The following is a 16,265-nucleotide window of genomic DNA, read 5'->3' as shown; positions in this document are numbered from 1 at the left end:
GCGGGCGCGCATGCGTCCGCACAACCGAACGGAGCCGCCGGGCGGCTCCGCCCTTAGGAAGGGAACCCCATGATTCCGAAGATCAAGCGCAACGAAATCCGCCGCCGCGTCCATGCACGCATCCGTCAGAAGGTGCACGGCACCGCCGAGCGTCCGCGCCTCAATGTCTACCGTTCGCTTAACCACATCTACGCCCAGCTCATCAACGACAACCAGGGTGTAACGCTGGTGTCCGCCTCGACCGTGACCGCCAAGGTCGCAGTCGGTGGCAACCTCGAGGCTGCCAAGGCTGTGGGCAAGTTGGTCGGCGAGAAGGCGATTGAAGCCGGCATCAAGAAGGTCGTGTTCGATCGCGGCGGCTATCTGTACCACGGCCGGATCAAGGCCCTGGCGGACGCAGCACGCGAAGCAGGACTCGACTTCTAAACGGTGAGGCGCCACGGCGCCCACGCTTCAGGGTAGGGGCTGAGCAAGCCCGGAAGGACTGGTACAGGAATGGCAATGCTGAAGAAAAAGCTCGATGCGGCGCAGTACAACCTGAAGGATCAGGTTGTGGCGATCAACCGCGTGACCAAGGTGGTCAAGGGCGGCAAGAACATGTCGTTTGCGGCACTGGTCGTTGTCGGTGACCCGGCCTCCGGCGTTGTCGGTTACGGCTCCGGCAAGGCAAAGGAAGTGCCTCAGGCAATCCGCAAGGGCATTGAATCGGCCAAGAAGAACCTGGTCCGCATCAACCTCACGGAAACCACGATCCCGCACCAGGTGCTGGGCCGCTTCGGCTCCGGGCACGTGCTGCTCAAGCCGGCGCCTGAAGGTACCGGTGTGATCGCCGGTGGTGCCGTGCGCGCCGTGATGACCTCGGCCGGTGTGCAGAACGTGCTCACCAAGAGCCTTGGTACCGCAAACCCGCACAACGTGGTCAAGGCCACCTTTGACGCGCTGGTGCAGCTGCGTGATCGTGCCGAAGTCGCCGCGCTGCGCGGCAAATCAGTTCAGGAGCTGTAACCATGGCAGAGACAAACCCCAAGCCCACCATGCGCCTGCAGTACTACCGCTCCATGATCCAGGCGCCCACCAAGCACAAGCTCGTGATCAAGGGTCTTGGCTTCACGCGCCTCCAGCAGGTTGTGGAGCGCGAAGACACCCCCTCGATCCGGGGCATGGTCGCCAAGGTCCCGCACCTGGTCCGCGTCCTCGAAGCCTAGGCTCACCACCCGCCCCGAAGGGGCCGCAAGCCGCGCAGGCGGTTTGGTTTTCGTACTTAAATACATGCGAGTCGGCGGGCTGGATCCCGCCGGCGTTAGCGAGGCAATGATGAATCTCTCCAATCTCCGTGCGCCTGCCAAGGCAAACCGTAACAAGAAGCGTGTCGGCCGTGGTATGGGCTCCGGACACGGCAAAACCTCCGCCCGTGGCCACAAGGGCCAGGGTTCGCGCACCGGCTCCAGCATGATGCGCGGTTTCGAGGGCGGCCAGATGCCGCTGCACCGTCGCATGCCCAAGCGCGGTTTCACCAACATCTTCCGCACCGAGTACACCGTGCTCAACCTGAGCCGCATCGCCGAAATGGGCGAGACCGAGCTCACGCTCGAACGCCTCAAGGCGCTTGGCTTCCTGAAGAGCCGCGACGAGTTGCTCAAGATCCTGGGTAATGGCGAGCTCACCACCGCTGTCACGATCCATGCGCACAAGTTCTCGAAGTCCGCGCAGGAGAAGATCGAGGCCGCGGGCGGCCAGGCTGTGCTGCTCGGCTAAGCTCCATGCTGTCTGCATCGAGAAGGCAGTGTGCCCACGCGGCCACTGCCTTTCGCGTATTCTGAACCAACCGCTGGTCGCCGCCTCGAGCCACAGGCGCGCCAGCAGTCAAGATTCCCGAGAAGCCCCCAGAGACGAGCCGCCGCATGCTTGAGAAGTTCCTCAACATCTTCCGTATCCCCGAGTTGCGCAACCGGATCCTGTTCACGTTTGCCATGCTGGCGGTGTACCGCCTCGGCTCCTATATCCCGATCCCTGGCATCAACACCTCGGCGCTCGCCTCCTTCTTCAACCACATGGGCGGCTCGCCTCTTGGCCTGGTCGACCTGTTCAACGGCGGCAACCTGCGCCGCATGACCGTGTTCGCCCTGGGCATTATGCCGTACATCACGGCGTCGATCATCTTCCAGTTGCTGACCGTTGTGTACGAGCCGCTGGCTCGTCTGCAGAAGGAAGGCGAGTCCGGCCGCCGCAAGATCACGCAGTGGACCCGCTACGTCACCATCCTGCTCGGCATCGTGCAGTCCTCCGCCATCGCCATCGCGCTCTCGCATGGTTCGGGCGGCGATCAGCTGGTGCTCAACCCCGGTTTCGGCTTCATCCTGCTCACTGTCTGCACCCTGACCACCGGCACAGCGTTCATCATGTGGCTGGGTGAGCAGATCACCGACCGCGGCATTGGCAACGGCATGAGCCTGCTGATCTTCTCCGGCATCGTGGTTGGCCTGCCCAAGGCGATCGTCGAACTCGTCGAGGCAGCCCGCACGCAGCGCTTTGGCGCGCTCACCATCCCGGCCCTGCTGCTGCTGGTCGTGGCGATGGCCCTGCTGGTTGCGTTCATCGTATTCGTCGAGCGTTCCGAGCGCCGCGTGCCCGTGCAGTATGCCAAGCGCATCGTCGGCCGCCGGATGATGGGTGGACAGTCCACGCATCTGCCGCTCAAGGTCAACTCGGGTGGCGTCATGCCCGTGATCTTCGCCGCCTCCGTGTTGTCGGCACCCCTGCTGTTCGCACAGGCCCAGTTCGTCAAGAACTCCGCTGTGCTGACGCGCATCTTCGACGCACTGCGTTCCGGCGAGCCATGGTATGTGCTGCTGCAGTCGGTCGCCATCATCTTCTTCGCGTACTTCTATATCTCGATCGTGTTCCGTCCCGATGACATCGCCGACAACATGCGCAAGTACGGCGGCTTCATCCCCGGCATCCGTCCCGGCAAGCGCACCTCGGACTACATCAATGACATCCTGACCCGCCTCACCTTCGTGGGTGCGATCTACCTGATCGTCATCTCGCTCGTGCCCCAGCTGCTGATCTCGGGTATCCACCTCAACCACCTGCCGCTGATCGGCGGCGTGTTCGAGCACCTGCCCCTGTGGATGACCAACGGCCTCGGCTTCAACTTCTACTTCGGCGGCACCTCGCTGCTGATCGTGGTTGGCGTTGCCATGGACACGGTCAACCAGGTGGAGTCGCAACTCATCATGCGTCATTACGAAGGCTTCTCCGCAAAGAGCCGTGTACGCGGAAGGCGGTCCTGGTAGTTGGCGAACACACAGTCTTCCAATCCGCATCCCTCGTTTGAGCCCGGCCCCATCCTGTTGATGGGTGCGCCGGGTGTCGGCAAAGGCACCCAGGCCAAGGAGCTCGTTTCCCTCTGGACCATCCCCCAGATCTCCACCGGCGACCTGCTGCGCGCCAACGTCGCCTCGGGCTCAGCCCTGGGCCAGCACGCCCGAGCTCTGATGGATGCAGGTCACCTGGTCCCGGACGACCTGGTAAACCAGATGGTCGAGCTTCGCCTGCAGGAGCCGGATACCACGCACGGTTACATCCTTGACGGCTTTCCGCGCACCCTGGCGCAGGCCGAGTGGTTGGATGACAAGCTGGCAGTGGGCGCGCACCGCTTGCCGTTGGTTGCTGTGTCGATACGGGTCGCGTATACTCAGTTACTGCGCCGTATTACGGGACGGCGTATCTGCCCGGTATGCGGCAGTATCTACAACGTTTACCTGCAGCCACCCAGGCAGGAAGGCGTCTGCGATCTGGACGGCACACTCCTCCAGCGTCGCGATGACGACTCCGAGACGGTTTTCGAAGGGCGCATGCGCGCCTACGAGGCCCAGACGGCTCCGGTCGTGGCACATTATCAGGCACTCGGGCGGCTGGTCGAGGTCGACGGCGAAGCAGCGCTTGATGCCGTGACGGCGCGGGTGGAACAGGCAGTACGGCATTTGAGGAACGCTTAAGACGCATGGCAGTCATACTCAAAACGGTGGACGAGATTGCGCGCATGCGCCGCGCAGGCGGCATGGTGCGCGAGCTGCTGGATGCCGTTCGCCCGCATGTCAAGCCCGGTGCGACCACGATGGATCTCGAGCAGGTCGCAGCCGCCAAGGTCAAGGAGTTCGGCGTAACCCCGGCATTCAAGGGCTATCACGGCTTTCCCTGCGTTCTCTGTATCAGCGTCAACCAGGAAGTAGTGCACGGCATTCCTTCGGCGAACAAGGTCCTGCGTGACGGCGATATCGTTTCGATCGACACCGGCGTCGTGGTGGACGGGTTCTACGGAGACTCGGCGACCACCATTCCGGTCGGCGATAGGGTCTCCGAGAAGGCCGCCAAGCTGGTTGCTGTGACAGAAGCGTCGCTCGCCGCCGGCATTGAGGCCGTCAAGATCGGCGCGACGTTCGGTGACATCGGGGCTTCGGTCCAGCAGACGGTGGAAGGTGCGGGCTTCAGCGTGGTGCGCGAGTTCGTGGGCCACGGTATCGGCACACAGTTGCACGAGGATCCGCAGGTGCCAAACTATGGGCAGCGTGGCCGCGGCATGAAGGTGCGTCCCGGCATGGTGTTCTGCATCGAGCCGATGGTCAATATTGGCCGGTCCGCTGTCCAGGTGCTTCCGGACGGCTGGACGGTGGTCACCACCGATGGCAGCCTGAGTGCGCACTTCGAGCACACGGTGGCCGTCACGGAGCATGGCGTCGAGGTTTTGACGCGTTAGGATATGCGCCATCCGGCAGGGAAGCGGATGATGGTATAGGCAACACAGTCTCGCAATGGCACGAGCCGGGCGAGGCGGAATCGGGATACGGTGTCGAAGGAAGACGCAATTGAAGTCATGGCAACGGTCGTTGAGACCCTGCCGAACGCGATGTTTAAAGTGGAGCTTGAAAACAAGCACCAGGTTTTGGCCCACGTCTCCGGGCGCATGCGGAAGAACTTCATTCGCATCCTGCCCGGTGACCGGGTTGCCGTAGAGTTGAGCCCGTATGATTTGACCCGCGGGCGGATTGTGTACCGCTACAAATAAGCAGCGCTGTACCAGCGCCCCTGCTTCAAGGCAGGTGCGCCAAGGAAGGGAAGTACAAGTGAAGGTTCGTGCGTCCGTCAAGAAGATCTGCGATAAGTGCAAGGTGATCAACCGCCGCGGTGTGGTGCGTGTGATCTGCGAAGTTTCCAAGCACAAGCAGCGCCAGGGTTAGTTCCCGGCGTCCACCCCGGGGTCCCCACGATCCGGTTTTCTGAAAGGCAGCCTGCAGGCGAGTTCGCTCGGACCCAATGAGCGTGCGATGAACCCGCAGAACCTGCTCCACCTAGCTGGTTGACGACTACCAGCCCCAAACAGCACGGACGGAGCAGCTCCGGCCCGGGCACGAAGAGAAGGCAAGCATGGCACGTATTTCTGGTGTGGATCTGCCGAACAACAAGCAGGTGCGGATCGCACTGACCTATATCTATGGCGTTGGTGATCCTCGCGCACTGCGCATCCTGACCAAGGCAGACATTGACCCGTTTCGCAAGCTGAGCGACCTGAGCGAAGACGAGATTAACAAGATTCGCGCCGTCATCGAGCAGGAAGGCCAGGTCGAAGGCGACCTGCGCAAGGATGTTTCGATGAACATCAAGCGGCTCATCGATATCCAGAGCTATCGCGGACTGCGTCACCGCCGCAACCTGCCCGTCCGCGGGCAGCGCTCGCACACCAACGCACGGACCCGCAAGGGACCGCGTAAGGGCACAGTAGCCGGAAAGAAGAAGGCGACCAAGTAATGGCGAAGGCACAGGGCAACAAGGGTTCGGGCGGCAACAAGTCCAACAAGAACAAGAAGTTCAAGAAGCGCGAACGGAAGAACGTTCCATTCGGCCTCGTGCACATCCAGGCCACCTTCAACAACACCATCGTGACCATCACCGACGGCCAGGGCAACACGCTTTCCTGGAAGTCCTCCGGCTCGCTCGGCTTCCGTGGCTCCCGTAAGGGCACCCCGTTTGCCGCGCAGCAGGCTGCGCAGAACGCCGCCAACCAGGCGCGCGATCATGGTCTCCGCTCGGTCGATGTGCGCGTCTCCGGTCCCGGCTCCGGCCGTGAATCCGCCGTGCGTGCGCTCGCGGCTGCCGGCATCGATGTGCGTTCGATCCGCGACGTTACGCCGATCCCGCACAACGGCTGCCGCCCGCCCAAGCGTCGCCGCGTCTGAGATGCACTGCGCGGCAGGTGCCCACTCGGTGGGTCCCTGCCGCGTGGCACGTTCCAGGCTGTTCTTGTCATCCTGAACGAAGTGAAGGCTCTGCGGTCAGCTTCGAAACCGCCATTGAACCTACCACTTCGTTTGGCATGGCTCACCACACCAAAGGATCGGGAAGAAACGCCCTCCGCTGTCACATACGTTTCCGCGGCGCGTAAACCGATCGACACCTGAAGTTCAGGAGAGACCCAAGTGGCTCGTTACACCGGACCTGTATGCCGCCTTTGCCGTCGCGAAGGCATGAAATTGTTCCTCAAGGGCACCCGTTGCTTTTCCGACAAGTGCGCCATCGAAAAGCGCAACTTCGCTCCCGGCCAGCACGGTCGCGATCGCAAGGCCAAGATCGTTGGTTATGGCCTGCAGCTGCGTGAAAAGCAGAAGGCCAAGCGCATCTACTTCGCCCTCGAAGGCCAGTTCCGTGCCTACTACGAGAAGGCAGCCACCGCGCCCGGCGTAACCGGCGAACTGCTGCTTCAGCAGCTCGAGCGCCGTCTTGACAACGTTGCCTACCGTCTTGGCTACGCTTCTTCGCGTCGCCAGGCTCGCCAGATCGTGCGACATGGCCACGTCGAAGTGAACGGCCGCAAGGTCAACATTCCTTCGTTCCAGGTTTCTGTCGGCGATGAGATCAAGATTCGCCCCAACTCGCAGAAGCTCTCGGTCATCGAGATCGCCCGCGAATTCGCTTCGCACCAGCCCGCGCCCGCATGGCTCCAGACCAACCCCGCCGAACTGTCGGGCAAGATCATCGCCCTGCCGCGCCGCGAAGACATCCAGCTCCCGGTCAACGAACAGCTGATCGTCGAACTGTACAGCAAGTAACAGCAGCCCCCAGCGTGGAGGCGCCCACTTCGTGGGGTGTCTTCTTTGAGCAGCGTTGCAGGGTTTTCCCCTGCAACGCTGCTCAAACAAGTACCTGTCCCGAATGGACCGCCAGTCGCGCAGGCGGTTTGCTCTTAGTCGTACCGCATGGACTCGTGCAGAATGCTTCGCGCGAGCGTGCCAAGGAGAAACACTATGTTGTGGAGAGGTTTCCAGCGCCCCAAGCGCCTGCAAGTCGACACCGAGACACTCACGGACCGCTACGGCAAGTTCAGCGCCCAGCCCTTTGAGCGTGGTTTCGGTACTACCATCGGCAACTCGCTGCGTCGCACGCTGCTTTCGTCCATTGAAGGCGCTGCGGTCACGGCCGTGCGCATCGAGGGCGTGCTGCACGAGTTCCAGTCGATCACGGGTGTCGTTGAAGATGCGACCGACATCATCCTCAACCTCAAGCAGGTCCCGTTCAAGCTGAACGGTGACGGCCCCAAGGCCCTGTACCTGCGTGTGGATGAGCCCGGTGTTGTGACCTCCGGCATGATCGAGGCCGACGGCGACGTCGAGATCCTCGACAAGGATGTCTACATCGCGACCGTGAGCGAAGGCGGCAAGCTCGACATGGAGATGCGCCTCAAGCGCGGCCGCGGTTACATCTCTGCCGACAAGAACTTCGACCAGGATCTTGGTATCGGCTTCATGCCGATCGACTCGGTGCACTCGCCGGTCCGCAAGGTCAACTACGCGGTCGACGCAGCCCGTCTCGGTCAGATCACCGACTACGACAAGCTGACGCTCGAAGTGTGGACCAATGGTTCGGTGATGCCGGCTGATGCCGTGGGCCTCGCGGCCAAGCTGCTCAAGGACCACATGAGCATCTTCATCAACTTCGAGGAAGAGATCGAGCTCGAAGGACACATGGACGACTCGCGTGGCCTGCTGCGCAACGACAACCTCAACCGTTCGGTCGAGGAACTCGAGCTCAGCGTCCGCTCCTACAACTGCCTCAAGAACGCCAACATTCAGTCCATCGGCGAGCTGGTCCAGAAGACCGAAGCCGAGATGCTGAAGACCAAGAACTTCGGTCGCAAGTCGCTCAACGAGATCAAGGAAATCCTCGCGCAGATGGGCCTGTCCCTCGGCATGAAGATCGACGACCAGGGCAATGCTGTCCCGGGTCCGACCTCGGTTCTCCCCTCGGCGCAGCTTGCGGCAGGGCAGTACAGCCGCTTCGACGACGAGGAAGACGAGATCCTCGACGACGACACCGACCTGTCCATGCAGAACGAGCCAGAAAACTTCTAAACGAAGTTGCAGTATCGGTGGGCTTCTGCCCGCCAAATATGCAGGAAACCGGGTGCCCCACATCTCGCGTTGAGATGTGGGTTCCTCCGCACAAGTTCGCACCAGAAGAGAGACAAGCCATGCGCCATCGCAAAGCAGGATTCAAACTCGGACGCAAGACCCCGCACCGCCGCGCGTTGCTGCGCAACCTGGTCACGTCCATCCTTATGGAAGATCGCGTCGAGACGACGCTCACCAAGGCCAAGGCCGTTCGCCCGCACGTCGAGAAGATGATCACCCTCGGCAAAAAGGGCGACCTGCACTCCCGCCGTCAGGCCCTGTCGTACATGATGACGCGCGAGTCGGTCACGCGCCTTTTCGAGACCGTCGCGCCTCGCTACAGCGAGCGCAACGGCGGCTATCTTCGCATCGTTCGCACCGGCTTCCGCAAGGGTGACGGCGGCGAAACAGCTCTGATCGAGCTCATCGGAGCCGAGCAGGTACTGGACGAAAAGCGCCAGAAGCGTGCCGAAGCCCGCGAAAAGCGTCGCGAGGAGATGCAGGCAGCCCTTGCTGCCAATGGCCCCACCCCCGGGACCGAAGGCGAAGAGCCCCAGCAGTAACTTTCGCTTCCAACCACAACGCGCAGGCCGGCGAGCTCCCAGCTCCTCCATCCTGCGCGTTGTCGCGGGCGCCTGCCAACTACAGGCCCCCGCGCCAGAGGCGCCCACTTTGCGGGGTGTTTACTCTGAGCCGCGCAGGCGTCCTGCTTTTGTCTCTGGTCCGCCCACAACACCGGGTGCCCCATGTCCTGCTTCTGCGACATGGGAACCAGCCAGTCTCCTGACCCGCTCACTAACCCCGGCGACCACCAGCCCCTACCGCCCCTGCACTACCACGGACACGCCCGACAATCCATCCCCGCGCACTACCACCAGCGTAGCCCCCGCCAGGTACCGCGCCAGCGCCTCAGGCCTGCGCCACGCAATGTCCCAACCATCGCGGATCGCTACCAACCGGTACTCTCCCGGTGCAACATCCCGCACTGCCCAGCCTCCATCCGAGTTGCTCTCGGCGACCCGCTCGAGCGTAGCTGCCCCGTTCGCGGGCACCAGCAGGACCAGCGCGCCGCCCACGGGGGCGCCCCGCCCGTCTGCCGCTCGGCCATCCACCTGCGCGCTGGCGGCTGATGCCGTGACGGCCAGGATCACGGGCTCGCCCTGTACCCGCAGCGTCATGTCCTCGCCCACCGTCGCTCCGCTGGCCGCAGCGCCGGTGATCGCGATCACCCCCGCGCCCGGCCGAGCCAGCTCCAAGCGGTAGCGCCCTGCCGGCACGCTGTCCGCTGCGAACGACCCATCCCCCGCAATCGCAACTTCCAGCGGCCTGCGTCCAAATCTCCCGATATACCGAATGTTGCTCCCTGTCTGCTGCAGCCTTCCGCCCACCCCGTCGGATCCAGCCTCCGGCCCATCCATCACGCCGCCTCGGTCGCCGCTCACGCCCAGCAGCCGTAAACGCAGGCCGCTCGGCAGCGCCGAGCCATCGGCCATTGCCACCTTGCCCTGCAGCGCAGCGCCGGCCGCTGTCGCCGCACTATCCAGCGTCGAGTCCGCTGAGATCGTCACCGCCCCAACCCCTCCGCCGCTGCTGAGCGCATACGTGCCCGGCGCGACCGTGACCTGCAGCGATCCATCCCCGCCTCGCTGCCGTCCCTGCCCGAGAAACATCCCCATCGGTAGCCCCAGTGCCCCGTCAAACGCCGGCACGGTCAGCGCAGGCAGTCCACCCGCGTCGCCGCCACTGCCACCACCGCCAGCGCGCAGCAGCACATGCAGAGCCGGCACGGCATGCATGGAGAAGTTCGCCTCCGCGCTTTCCCCCGCCCTCAACACCACCGGCTGCGCTCCGCTCGAGCTTTCCGCCCCATCGAAGAACATCGGCGCATACGCCACATCGAGCGGATTGTTCCCGGCGCTGTCTCCCTCTTCGCCGCTCTCTGCCCACCATGGACGACCTGTCACCGCCAAGTAGTACGTGCCCGGCTCCAGGTTCGAAAACGTGTAGCGGTCACTCCCCCGTTGCACGCTAGCCGAGCGCACCGGCACAATTGCCCCGCTGCCATCCCGACTCGTACCCAGCAGGGTCACCGTCGCCGCCAACACCGGGTCGCCGGTGCTGTCCAGCACCGTTCCCCGGATTGAGCCCAGCGGCATCAGCACAAACCGCAGCCGCTCCGCCTCGGGCCGTCCCGCCCCTGCAATCACTGCTGCGAAGTACTCGCCATGCTGGTCGAAGCTGGCAGCGACGTACCCCCGGCGCGCCGCGCGCACACGGTACCGACCCGCCGGCACCCCTGCAAACCGAAAGCTTCCATCCACCCCGGTCAGCAGCTGCCTGGCCGCCGAAGCCCAGTCTGCCGCCGGCTCCGCCGCACCTGTCCCGGCAGGCTCCAGGCTCACCGCGGCTCGTCCCACGGCGCTGCCCGACACCCCATCGACCACCTGGCCCGCAACCGTGAACCCCTGGGCCGTCGCCACTGCCGGTAACAGCAGCAACAGCAGCACGCAAGCCCCCAGGCTCGGATAGATAGCGCGGTCGCGATCTGGAACACACCAACGCTTCACCCGGAACCATCCGCGCACACCACGGCCTGCACCAGTTCTCCGGGCGTGCATCAGAGCGATCCTGCTTCCGTCGCGGGCGGCGCCTGCGTCATCGTACTGACTGTCGCCTGCGTCAGCTGCCCGGCGCGTACCGTCACCCGCTCCCCCTTGAGCTCGCGCAGCACGCCCGGCTCCCGAAACGCAATCCCGTCGCGGTTCGCGGTCACAATCGCCAGGTAGTCGCCCGGCACAATCTCCGCCAGCGCGGGATTTGCCCCCTGCTGACTCTCGTCCTCCGCGCTGATGACTGGAAGAATTCGCGCCACGCCATCGGCGCTCAGTGGGATCAGCTGCACCGCTGCCCCACGCTCCAGGGCCTCGCCTGTGCGCGTCACCTGCACCTGCCCGCCATCCTGCCGCAACGCCGCCACAAACGACGGGCTCGTGCCCGGGGCGACCACCAGCGCATGCGCCAGCAGGTCCACGCCGCCGCTGCTCAGCGCCGACACGTAGCCGCCGCGCACCACCGCCGTCACCCAGTACCGGCCGGGGCGCACTCCCTCCCGAATCACACCCGCTCCGCTCGCGTCCTCCTGGACGGACAGCCCGACCGCGGGCTGATCCGGCGCATCCAGCGGTACAAACCGCAGCTGACTCACATGCGGCGGCCCGGCCGTGCCTGTCGCCGTGCCGGTTCCGGCGCTTTCACCCGCATCGGTCCCATTCGCTTCCACCTGCGTCTCGACCGTCATTGGCGCCGCATCGGCCAGCGTCATACTCAGCCCCTGCAACTGCTGCCCGTCCACGTGGAACGGCAGCTCACCCGAAGGCTGTTGCCGCCCGCGGCCCATCGTGTGCAGTACGTAGCTCCCGCTCGGCAGCTCGGTTTCCAGCAGGTCGCCCCCGCGCACCCGCCGCGGCGTCCAGTGCGTAAAGCCGTTCCCCGTGACCTCGAACCCGTTCGCCCCTTCGCCATTCAGGCGCACGCTCACCGGGTAAAAGGCGACCCGGGCCACCCGCAGCCGCGCCTCTGCCGCATGGCCCGGGTGCAGCGCAAACACCGTTGCCCCTGCCATCTCTCCACCTGCCGGTGCATACGCCGGCGCATAGCCGGAGCGCACCCCGGGCGAAGCACCCGGATCCTGCAGCGCCAGCGGATCGAGCGAGCCCTGCGCATGCAGCAGGTAGTTCCCGGCCTTGAGCCCTTCGAACGCGAAGGAGCCGTCGCCCTGCGCCGCCACGGTCTGCACCAGTTGCCAGCGCCGCCATCCCTCGTCGGCGTGATCCTTGTACAGGTCCACCCGCATGCCCGCGGGCACATCTCCATCGGAGAGCAAAAGCTCTCCCCGCAGCGCCGCCGCCTTCTCCAGCACCAGCCTCTGCTCGCCGCCCCCGGCAGCCGCCAGCACCTGTTGCGTGGCCTCCGGGTCATCCGAACCCGGGTCGAAGTATCCCGGTCTGCGACAGCGCACAATCACCGTGCCCTCCGCCACACCCGCAAACGTGAACCGCCCAGCCTGGTCCGTCAGCACGCCCGCGCCGCCCGTGGGCGACTCCACCAGCACCCGCGCAATCGGCTGCCGCGTCTCGCTGTCGACCACCACGCCGTGCAGCGTGGCCGTAGTGGTCTGCGCGTCTGCCAGGGCCGCAAGCAGCCCCCAAGCCAGCGCTATGCCCATCCTCGCGGGTTTCCTGGTCCCCAGCAGCATGCCACGCACTCCGCCACGCCGCGGCAGTTCGTGCTCCGCCGCCACGCCCACGCTTGGACGTCCCATCCCTGGAAAAGGACGCCACCTCGTTGCATTCACAGCAAAAAGGGGCTGCGCGGCATCCTCGCCGCACAGCCCCTCTCTTCCTGCCTCGTTCTTTGCCCTATTCCACGTGATAGTTCGGAGCCTCACGCGTGATGATCACATCGTGTACATGGCTTTCGCGCAGCCCGGCATTGGAGATTCGCACAAAACGTGCGCTCTTCTGCAGCTCCGCGATTGTCTGGCAGCCCAGGTAGCCCATGCCCGAGCGCAAACCGCCCACCAGCTGGTGCACCATCGCCTCGAGCGGTCCACGGTGTGGCACCCGGCCCTCGATGCCTTCCGGCACAAACTTCGCCAGCCGGTTCTGCCCGTTGCGCTCCCGATCCACCACCGCCTCGGCTCGCGTTGGCGCCGTTTCCAGGTCGCGCGAGCTCTGGAAGTACCGCTCGCCCGAACCCTGCGCCATTGCCGACAGCGAACCCATCCCGCGGTACGCCTTGAAGCTCCGGCCCTGGTACAGGATCGTCTCGCCCGGGCTCTCATCCACCCCGGCAAACAACGAGCCGATCATGATCGCGTCCGCACCCGCGGCAATCGCCTTGGTCAGGTCGCCCGAGTACTTGATCCCGCCGTCCGCGATGATCGGGATGTCCCGCTCGCGTCCCGCGCGGAACGCCTCCGAGATCGCCGTGATCTGCGGCATGCCTGCGCCTGTCACCATGCGCGTCGTGCAGATCGAGCCCGGCCCAATGCCTACCTTGACCGCATCCGCGCCGGCTTCGATCAGCGCCATCGCGCCCTCGTAGGTAGCCACGTTGCCAGCCAGCAGGTCCGTATCCGGGAAGTGCTTCTTGACCTCGCGCACCGCCTCCAGGACCCGCGACGAGTGCCCGTGCGCCGAGTCGATCGACAACGCATCGCACCGGAACCGGATCAGCTCCGCCGCCCGCTCCAGGTAGTCGCCTGTTGCGCCGATCGCTGCCGCCACGCGCAGCCGTCCCTGGGCATCCTTGGACGCGTTCGGGTACTTCAACTTCTTCTGGATATCCTTGACCGTGATCAGGCCCTTGAGCTCGTACGCGTCGTTGACCACCAGCAGCTTTTCCACGCGATGGTCGTGCAGGATTGCTTCCGCGTCCTCGAGCGTCGTGCCTTCCGGCACTGTGATCAGGTCTTTCTTGGTCATTACCTGCGAGACCGGGATATCGGTCCGTGTCTCGAACCGCAGGTCGCGGTTGGTCAGGATGCCGACCAGCTTCTTGCCCTGCGTCACCGGTACGCCCGAGATCTTGTAGCGACGCATGACCTCCAGGGCATCCTCGATCAGGTGATCGGGCGAAATCGTCACGGGATCCACGATCATCCCGCTCTCCGACCGCTTCACCTTGTCCACCTCGCTCGCTTGCTGCTCGACTGAGAGGTTGCGGTGCACCACGCCGATGCCGCCCTGCTGCGCCATGGCAATAGCGAGACGCGATTCAGTGACCGTGTCCATGGCTGCCGACAGCAGGGGAGTGTTGAGTGTGATTTTTCGGGTGAGCCGTGTTTCCGTGGTGACCTGGTTCGGAACCACTTCACTATAGGCAGGGACGAGCAGGACGTCGTCAAAGGTCAAAGCTTCGGGAATCGGGTGTTCAATCATTGTGAAGATACCGCGCGCGGCCAATGGGAGTAAGGCGGCGCAGCCTTCGCCTTATTGTAGCAAGCCGGCAGAGTCTCCCCGCGAAGACGCCTGTCGTCGCCGACCCGGCAGCTCGCCGCAGAGCAGGCACGGCACTGCGCCGGGCGAGAGCGCCCAATCCAAGCGCGCTCCGTACAGCTCGACCGAGCAGCACATTGCTGCCGGCGCGATACGCGCTGCACGCGCCAGCAGCCAACTTCGCGCCCGGCGGACGAGCAGCTTCGCATCGCAGAACCTTGCAGGCGTTATCCCGGCGCTCTGCAGCATCGATCCCGCACGCGCCACGCGCGCGATGCACCACGCCGTCTGCTTGCCTGCTGCAACGAAGCGCAGGCAGGGGAGTGCAAACCACCTCTCGCGCACATGCACCCGGGGCTGCCGCCGGGTGCAACGTCGGGCGCATCAGCGCGGGTGTATCTGTGCGCTTGGCGGTGGCATTTATCCCACGTAAGTAGCAGTGCGCGGGCAATAGACACAAAACAACCGGGCCGGCTTGTATTTGTCTCTCGGACGCGCGCACTCGTTCGTATACTCACGCGAGCGACGCATCAGTCGCAACGACAGCACACGAGAGAGACGCTTGGCTTCCACCCTGATTGCCCCTGCCCCTGCTGCTTCTGCTGCGGTTCCGTTGGAAGCTCCACAACCCGCGCCACGCCACGCCCCGCCGGCGCCCACGCTCGTCCCGCGCCCCCGGCGCTACTATCGTCCGGAACTCGACGTGCTTCGCTGCCTCGCGTTCTTTCTTGTCTTCTCCTCGCACGTGCTGCCATTTCCGCACAGCCCCGCCGCGTGGACCGCGCTGTCCGCCGTGCAGGAAGGCGTCTCCGGTGGCGTGCCGCTCTTTTTTATCCTCACGTCGTTCCTGATCACCGAGTTGCTGCTGCGCGAAAGCGATGCCACCGGCACCGTGCACATCAAGGCCTTCTACCTGCGCCGCATCCTGCGCATCTGGCCGCTCTACTTTCTCGCACTCGCCGGCGCATTTCTGCTCCCGCACCTGGTCCATTCATTCGACCCAATCGGCGCCTGCCTCGCGCCTTTTTTGCTTCTCTCCGGCAACTGGGCGATCCTCCACCACGGCTGGTTCCACAATCCCATGCTTACGCCCCTGTGGAGCACGCCCGTGCAGGAGCAGTTCTACCTGCTATGGCCTCTGCTCTTTGTTTGGTGGGGACGCCGCGGACTCGTCGCCGCCGTCGCCGTGCTGCTGCCCGTCGCGTGGTTTCTGGACTACCACCTGCCCGCCGCGCATCTCACCCGCAGCCCCGCGCTCTGGTGCAACAGCTTCAACCAGTTTCAGTTCTTCGCGCTCGGCTCCGCGCTGGCCCTAATCCTGCACCACCGGCCCGTGCACTTCACCACGCCAGTCCGCTTTGCGCTGTTCGCCACCGGCGCCGCCGCTTTCTTCGTCTCCGGCACACCCTGCCACTTCATCAACGACTTCATGCCGTCCACGCCGGCCCTGACCCTTGCCGGCTACCTCGCGCTCGACGCCGGCTGCTTGCTGCTCTGCCTGGCCTTCCTGGGTGCGACCATGCCGCGGGCCGCCCGGCCCTTCATCTACCTGGGCAAGGTCTCCTTCGGGCTCTACATCTTTCACTACACCGTGCTCTCGGTCGTGGCCGCCGCCGTCAAGGCAAAGCTCCACACCGGTCCCGGCCTGCAGCTCGCGGTCACCTACGGCGTCACGGCTGTGCTTGCCCTGGCCCTTGCGTCTCTCTCCTACCACTACTTCGAGACGCCGTTCCTGCGCCTCAAAAGCCGCTTCACCTTCGTCCGCTCCCGCCCCACCTAAGCCAGGCCCCGCAGATCCTTCAGGAACCGGGCAAACCACGAG

The 16,265-nt window shown here is 64.5% G+C and carries 18 protein-coding genes; 15 read left to right on the top strand and 3 right to left on the bottom strand.

All coding sequences use genetic code 11. From position 1 onward, the window contains the following. The first annotated feature begins 69 nt into the window (after window positions 1-69). From rplR to rplQ, 14 genes are all read left to right on the top strand, one after another. A complete protein-coding gene (gene rplR, locus D1Y84_RS05310; RefSeq protein ID WP_124847592.1) occupies window positions 70-426 on the top strand; it encodes a 50S ribosomal protein L18 in 357 nt (118 codons plus the stop codon). A 69-nt stretch (window positions 427-495) separates the two neighbouring features. After that, window positions 496-1,005, top strand: a complete 510-nt coding sequence (rpsE, locus tag D1Y84_RS05305; RefSeq protein ID WP_124847591.1) for a 30S ribosomal protein S5 — start codon at window positions 496-498, stop codon at window positions 1,003-1,005. 2 nt (window positions 1,006-1,007) lie between these two features. Continuing rightward, window positions 1,008-1,205, top strand: coding sequence for a 50S ribosomal protein L30 (gene rpmD, locus D1Y84_RS05300; RefSeq protein WP_124847590.1), 198 nt, complete (start codon window positions 1,008-1,010; stop codon window positions 1,203-1,205). 109 nt (window positions 1,206-1,314) lie between these two features. After that, on the top strand, window positions 1,315-1,755 hold the full coding sequence (gene rplO / locus D1Y84_RS05295; RefSeq protein ID WP_124849949.1) for a 50S ribosomal protein L15: 441 nt from the start codon (window positions 1,315-1,317) through the stop codon (window positions 1,753-1,755). Window positions 1,756-1,901: 146 nt separating this feature from the next. Then, a complete protein-coding gene (gene secY, locus D1Y84_RS05290) occupies window positions 1,902-3,296 on the top strand; it encodes a preprotein translocase subunit SecY (protein ID WP_124847589.1) in 1,395 nt (464 codons plus the stop codon). Then, a complete protein-coding gene (locus D1Y84_RS05285) occupies window positions 3,297-4,001 on the top strand; it encodes an adenylate kinase (protein ID WP_233581155.1) in 705 nt (234 codons plus the stop codon). Window positions 4,002-4,006: 5 nt separating this feature from the next. Next, a complete protein-coding gene (gene map / locus D1Y84_RS05280; RefSeq protein ID WP_124847588.1) occupies window positions 4,007-4,759 on the top strand; it encodes a type I methionyl aminopeptidase in 753 nt (250 codons plus the stop codon). A 90-nt stretch (window positions 4,760-4,849) separates the two neighbouring features. Further along, on the top strand, window positions 4,850-5,068 hold the full coding sequence (infA, locus tag D1Y84_RS05275) for a translation initiation factor IF-1 (RefSeq protein WP_124847587.1): 219 nt from the start codon (window positions 4,850-4,852) through the stop codon (window positions 5,066-5,068). Window positions 5,069-5,126: 58 nt separating this feature from the next. Then, window positions 5,127-5,240 carry a 50S ribosomal protein L36 gene (gene rpmJ / locus D1Y84_RS05270; protein ID WP_124847586.1) on the top strand — a complete coding sequence of 38 codons (114 nt, stop codon included), beginning with the start codon at window positions 5,127-5,129 and terminating at the stop codon, window positions 5,238-5,240. Window positions 5,241-5,427: 187 nt separating this feature from the next. Beyond that, entirely contained in the window at window positions 5,428-5,808 is a 381-nt protein-coding gene (gene rpsM / locus D1Y84_RS05265; protein ID WP_124847585.1) for a 30S ribosomal protein S13, read from the top strand. Then, window positions 5,808-6,236 (top strand): 30S ribosomal protein S11, encoded by a 429-nt coding sequence (gene rpsK / locus D1Y84_RS05260; protein WP_124847584.1) that lies wholly within the window; start codon window positions 5,808-5,810, stop codon window positions 6,234-6,236. Before rpsM ends, rpsK begins: the two co-directional genes overlap by 1 nt. 240 nt (window positions 6,237-6,476) lie before the next feature. Then, a complete protein-coding gene (rpsD, locus tag D1Y84_RS05255) occupies window positions 6,477-7,106 on the top strand; it encodes a 30S ribosomal protein S4 (protein ID WP_124847583.1) in 630 nt (209 codons plus the stop codon). A 195-nt stretch (window positions 7,107-7,301) separates the two neighbouring features. Next, complete coding sequence (locus D1Y84_RS05250; protein ID WP_124847582.1) at window positions 7,302-8,405, top strand: DNA-directed RNA polymerase subunit alpha; 1,104 nt, start codon at window positions 7,302-7,304, stop codon at window positions 8,403-8,405. Window positions 8,406-8,524: 119 nt separating this feature from the next. Beyond that, window positions 8,525-9,007, top strand: coding sequence for a 50S ribosomal protein L17 (gene rplQ / locus D1Y84_RS05245; protein ID WP_124847581.1), 483 nt, complete (start codon window positions 8,525-8,527; stop codon window positions 9,005-9,007). Between the two features lie 255 nt (window positions 9,008-9,262). Here rplQ and D1Y84_RS05240 read toward each other — a convergent pair whose 3' ends face one another. The 3 genes from D1Y84_RS05240 to guaB all read right to left on the bottom strand — a co-directional run bounded on the left by D1Y84_RS05240 (window position 9,263) and on the right by guaB (window position 14,386). Next, the gene (locus D1Y84_RS05240) at window positions 9,263-11,011 is read right to left on the bottom strand and encodes a carboxypeptidase-like regulatory domain-containing protein (protein WP_158615334.1); all 1,749 of its coding nucleotides are present in this window, start codon (window positions 11,009-11,011) and stop codon (window positions 9,263-9,265) included. Window positions 11,012-11,061: 50 nt separating this feature from the next. Then, entirely contained in the window at window positions 11,062-12,765 is a 1,704-nt protein-coding gene (locus tag D1Y84_RS05235; RefSeq protein WP_124847579.1) for a hypothetical protein, read from the bottom strand. A gap of 97 nt (window positions 12,766-12,862) precedes the next feature. Then, window positions 12,863-14,386 carry an IMP dehydrogenase gene (guaB, locus tag D1Y84_RS05230; protein ID WP_124847578.1) on the bottom strand — a complete coding sequence of 508 codons (1,524 nt, stop codon included), beginning with the start codon at window positions 14,384-14,386 and terminating at the stop codon, window positions 12,863-12,865. Between the two features lie 619 nt (window positions 14,387-15,005). Between guaB and D1Y84_RS05225 the strand changes: the two genes are divergently transcribed. Continuing rightward, on the top strand, window positions 15,006-16,223 hold the full coding sequence (locus D1Y84_RS05225; RefSeq protein WP_158615333.1) for an acyltransferase: 1,218 nt from the start codon (window positions 15,006-15,008) through the stop codon (window positions 16,221-16,223). The last annotated feature ends 42 nt before the right edge of the window (window positions 16,224-16,265 follow it).

It is taken from the genome of Acidipila sp. EB88 (assembly GCF_003858395.1).
Classification (GTDB): Bacteria; Acidobacteriota; Terriglobia; order Terriglobales; family Acidobacteriaceae; genus EB88.
The sequence above is the reverse complement of the archived record's forward strand: the minus strand, read 5'-3'. Positions and strand labels throughout refer to the sequence as shown.